General features: G+C 42.7%; 1 pseudogene. It reads right to left on the bottom strand.

Features of this window, described 5'->3' with window-relative positions:
* A pseudogene (locus ACMZ6U_RS10750) lies at positions 1-520 on the bottom strand (IS3 family transposase); the annotation flags it as partial.

The raw sequence follows: 520 nt of genomic DNA, 5'->3' as shown, positions 1-520 counted from the left end.
GAATTGACGTTTGATCAGATTATCAGCTTTCTTACCAACTTCACCTTTGTAAGAAGAATACTTGCGCTTACGACGAATGCGGGCTGCTAGGCCCATGACTTTCATGAGACGTTGAACTTTCTTATGATTGACCACAAATCCACGATTTCTGAGTTCTAAATAAATCCGACGATAGCCGTAATTACCTTTATGTTCATTATAAATGGCTTGAATTTCAGTCTTAATTGCTTTGTTCTTGTCGGGTTTATCCAGTTGCTTGACTTGATAATAATAGGTGGAGCGAGGCATTTTAGCTGTCGCAAGTAGGAGGTCTAGTCGGAATCCTTCTTGGACCATGTCTCTAATTGTTTCTGCCGTTCGCGCGCTAGAGCTTCGTCCCTTAAACGAAGTTCTCTCAACTTTTTTAGGAAGGCCACCTCAGTTCGGAGACGTTCATTTTCCTTTTGAAGGCGCTCTAATTCCGTCATTTCATCCCAGGTTTTATTGCGTTTACGTCCCATCTTGCTCGGTCTCCCTCTTG

Source organism: Streptococcus pluranimalium (assembly GCF_047785745.1).
In the GTDB taxonomy this organism is placed as follows: Bacteria; Bacillota; Bacilli; order Lactobacillales; family Streptococcaceae; genus Streptococcus; species Streptococcus pluranimalium_B.
Note: the sequence above shows the minus strand (reverse complement) of the source record. Positions and strands in the feature narration are given on the sequence as shown.